Origin of the sequence: Microbulbifer sp., assembly GCF_036563125.1 — a bacterium.
Taxonomy (GTDB): Bacteria; Pseudomonadota; Gammaproteobacteria; order Pseudomonadales; family Cellvibrionaceae; genus Microbulbifer.
The window spans coordinates 1-3703 of record NZ_DATCMV010000172.1 but is presented as its reverse complement, the minus strand read 5'-3'; the positions used below and the strand labels follow the sequence as shown (position 1 = coordinate 3703).

Genomic DNA, 3703 nt, shown 5'->3' with positions numbered 1-3703 from the left:
CGGCTCGGAGGCGGGCTCCAAGAAACGCTATGCGGGTCTGGTGGTAAAAGGGGGCGAGGAAAAGCTGGTATTCAAGGGCCTGGAAACGGTGCGCAGCGACTGGACGGCACTGGCCAAGCAGTTCCAGACCCAACTCTACGCTATGGTGTTCCACGGTGAAGATCCGTCCGACTATATTCGCGAGATGGTGGAGAAAACCCGGGCAGGAGAGATGGACGAGCAGCTGGTGTATCGCAAGCGGCTCCGGCGCAAGCTGGAGCAATACGTAAAAAACGTGCCGCCCCAAGTGCGCGCCGCGCGCCTGGCCGATGAATACCGCCGCCAGCAAGGGCTGGAACCCCGCTATCAGAACAAAGGCTGGATTCGATACGTGATTACCCTCAATGGCCCGGAGCCAGTGGATTACCAGCAGTCACCGATCGATTACCAGCACTATATCGACAAGCAACTCAAGCCCGTGGCCGATGCCATATTGCCCTTCATCGACCTGGATTTTGACAGCCTGGTGGATGGCCAGCTGGGCCTGTTCGGCGTGAGCGATTGAGCATCGTCATGCATTCGAATTTTATTCTTATGGCTTAATTTGAACGGAGTGCCCGTTCTTCGCCAATCGCGCTGAGGCCCTGCCGAAAGGTGGTGACCTGGAAATCGGGGAAGCGCGACTTGAATTTGTCGGAGACGAAGATGTTATCCGCCTTGTAGCGGGGCAGGAGTTCAGCAGCGTCTCGCAGCGTTTTGTTGGCCAGACCAGCTAACCAGAGCTGCCAGCGTTTTAACACTGTGTAGTTCGCTTCCACACCAAAAATCTCTGCGGCAAGTTCGATGAACTGGCGGTAAGTCAGTCGGTTGTCGTCGCAGGGCAGATGCCAGGTCTGCCCGTAGGCATCGGGTGTGTTCCCGAGCAGGGCCATGGCGCGGCTGGCGTCCGGTGTGTAGATCAGCGTGCGCAACACATCGTCACGCAGAAACACCTTCGCGGATTTCCCGGCTAACAGGTTCTCAATGACGGTTGCATTGGTGATGCTTTGCGTCTTTCCCGGGCCATAGAATTCCGGTGCCCGGCAAATCATTGCCTGCACACGGCCCTGCGCCATGGCATCAAGAAGCATCGTGGCGATTTCACCCCGGACCATACCTTTTGCTCCATTCGGTTCGAACGGAGAATCTTCGGTTTGCGGCTGGTCTGTCTGCGGATACATATAGGTGTTGTCGAAGTACACCAGCTTGGCATTATGCGCCGCGCAGGCATCAATCACATTGCGCATCAGGATGGGCCACTGTTCCACCCAGAGTTGGGTATCCATGGGTAGCCCGGCAGTCAGGTAGACAATCTCTGAGCCCTCGACGGCCCGCAGGGTCTGCTCAGCATCCAGTAAGTCTGCGCTGAGTAATTCATCTGTTTCATTAATTTTTTCAGGTCGACGGCTGACCAGGCGGATATCGCTGGTGAAGTCACGCTTCAAATGCAGGGCCAACTCACGCCCGATTTGTCCGCTTGCGCCCAGTATTGTTTGCATCTGTTATTACTCCTTAGTTCGCATAAGCCCAAACCGTGCCAAAACCCTGCGCGCGTTAGTTGCACAGTCCATATCTTCAGGCTTTGCCTCAATTTCTCCCAGAACCTCAAGCAGCTGCGCCTTGCTCTCGGCGAGCTTCTCCTGGATGTTCTCTATGTCTTGCACCTTCTGATGGAGAGCTTCAACCAGGGGAGCGTGGTCCCATTCCGCCAAATCTGAGGGCAGCAGCGTGCGCAGTTCGTCGAGGCTGAAGCCTGCCGCCTGGGCAGTTGCGATCAAGCCCAGCGCCGTTACGGCCTCGGGCGGGTAACTGCGGTAGCCGTTAGGTAGGCGTTCAACCTGGGTTAACAGACCAATCCGTTCATAGAAACGGATTCGAGAGGGAGTAAGCCCGGTGCGTTTTGCCAGTTCGCCGATGTTCATCTCTGTTTGGCCCTCAGCCAGTGCGGGGTGGACTATAACCTTAACGTTAAGTTTAAGGTCAACGGTCGCCGGGGGATGTTGTGGTCGGTCTGTGCTGGCCGCGCGTCCCATCCGCAATGTATCGGCCGGGTGCTAGAATGCCCGCCTATCTCGCTCATCACCGGAGAACAAACTAAATGAACACCGCCCCCGCATTCTATCCAATCGGTACTGCCGGCACGCCTTGGGGCGACGCGGAACGCGCCGAGTGGTTGTCGCGACAGACCCGTCACCGCAGCTACGAGTCTGAGGTGGTAAGCAAGATCGAGCCGCTGCGCGCGCGCTTCGACGTGGAGGAGTACGGCCGCCTGGAATATGGCGACGAGAGCTTTCCGCTGCTGGCGATCCGCAGCCGCGACTGGAATGACGACCTGCCGGTGGTGCTGGTGACGGGCGGTGTGCACGGCTATGAAACCAGCGGCGTACACGGTGCGCTGCAGTTCGTGGATCAGCATGCCGCGGATTACGCGGGACGTGTAAACCTGCTGGTTGCGCCCTGTGTCAGCCCCTGGGCCTACGAGCGCATCCACCGCTGGAACCCGAACGCCATCGACCCGAATCGCTCCTTCCGCGAAAACAGCCCGGCCGAGGAATCGGCGGCGCTGCTGCGATTGGTGGCACCCATCCGCGATCGTGCTGTGATGCATATCGACCTGCACGAGACCACCGATACCGATGAAACCGAGTTCCGCCCCGCACTGTGCGCCCGCGACGGCAAGCCGTTCGCGCCGGGTGGTATTCCCGATGGTTTCTATCTGGTGGATGACAGCGAGAACCCGCAGCCGGAATTCCAGCAGGCGGTGATCGCGGCGGTTGAGAAGGTTACCCACATCGCCCCCGCTGATGAAAAGGGCGAGATCATCGGCTCACCGGTGGTCGCCCCCGGCGTCATCGAATATGCGCTCACGCAGCTGGGTCTGTGCGCCAGTATCACCAACGCCCGCTACAAGACCACTACCGAGGTCTACCCGGACAGCCCCCGCGCCACACCTGAACAGTGCAATACCGCGCAGGCGGTGGCGGTGTGTGCGGCGATTGATTACGCATTGGCACACCAGTAGCGCCTGATGTCAGCGGCCTTTTGGCCGCTGCATATTCTTGTTAAGCGGTCCACTCAACGGCAAATTGATTTCAGTCACCATGCCGGTGTTGGATCGCTTTCGCGATTCGGTCGATGGTCGCCTGTTGAATCGTTTCATCGTCAGTGTTGATTGACGTATTAGATTCTGGCTCCGTTTTCATCGACCGTGGGGCAGGGCCTATAGGCTGCAAGCGGCCCTCCAACATCGTGCCCCATACTTCGACGTCTTTCAGCTTTTCCGGTGCAACCTCGTAGGGGCTTTGCATCAGAACGGTCAGGTTTGCGTCTTTGCCCACTTCGATCGAGCCGACCTGTTTCTCCATCTGGATTGAGTAAGCGGCATCGATGGTGATCGCTTTGAGCGCGTCATCAAGTGGCACCCGGTGCCGTGGCCCGGCTACTGGACCTTCCGCGGTATTGCGATTGACCGCCGCCCACACCAGCTGCATCGGTTTGGCCGGTGCCATCGGCATGTCGGAGTGGAAGGACAGCGAGCCGCCGTTTTTCAAGACGTCACCGTGCGGCACCATGTTGGCCGCTCGTTCCGGTCCGATACCAAGCTTGGCGTAGCGTCCGGCGAGCGCGGTCACGTAGTAGGGGTTCGAGCTCACGATGCCGCCGAGCTCGATCCAGCGCTTCACCT

At 58.8% G+C, this 3703-nt stretch carries 5 protein-coding genes; 2 read left to right on the top strand and 3 right to left on the bottom strand.

Features of this window, described 5'->3' with window-relative positions; translation table 11 throughout:
• Positions 1–544 (top strand): DNA polymerase domain-containing protein (locus tag VIL80_RS14480; protein ID WP_332036804.1); only part of this gene is annotated, 544 nt, incomplete at its 5' end.
• 34 nt (positions 545–578) lie between these two features.
• Here VIL80_RS14480 and VIL80_RS14475 read toward each other — a convergent pair.
• Positions 579–1517: an SDR family oxidoreductase gene (locus VIL80_RS14475; protein ID WP_332036803.1), complete on the bottom strand. Its 939-nt coding sequence runs from the start codon at positions 1515–1517 to the stop codon at positions 579–581.
• A 6-nt stretch (positions 1518–1523) separates the two neighbouring features.
• On the bottom strand, positions 1524–1940 hold the full coding sequence (locus tag VIL80_RS14470) for a MerR family transcriptional regulator (protein ID WP_332036802.1): 417 nt from the start codon (positions 1938–1940) through the stop codon (positions 1524–1526).
• Between the two features lie 176 nt (positions 1941–2116).
• On the opposite strand from VIL80_RS14470, the gene VIL80_RS14465 reads away from it, so the two are divergent.
• Positions 2117–3040, top strand: a complete 924-nt coding sequence (locus VIL80_RS14465) for a M14 family metallopeptidase (RefSeq protein WP_332036801.1) — start codon at positions 2117–2119, stop codon at positions 3038–3040.
• Between the two features lie 70 nt (positions 3041–3110).
• On the opposite strand, the gene VIL80_RS14460 is transcribed toward VIL80_RS14465, so the two are convergent.
• The coding region (locus VIL80_RS14460; RefSeq protein ID WP_332036800.1) for an amidohydrolase family protein at positions 3111–3703 on the bottom strand (593 nt) is incomplete at its 5' end.

Coding starts and splice junctions, on each gene's coding strand:
- VIL80_RS14475 (WP_332036803.1), bottom strand. CDS start 1,517: ATGCAAACAATACTGGGCGCAAGCGGACAAATCGGGCGTGAGTTGGCC.
- VIL80_RS14470 (WP_332036802.1), bottom strand. CDS start 1,940: ATGAACATCGGCGAACTGGCAAAACGCACCGGGCTTACTCCCTCTCGA.
- VIL80_RS14465 (WP_332036801.1), top strand. CDS start 2,117: ATGAACACCGCCCCCGCATTCTATCCAATCGGTACTGCCGGCACGCCT.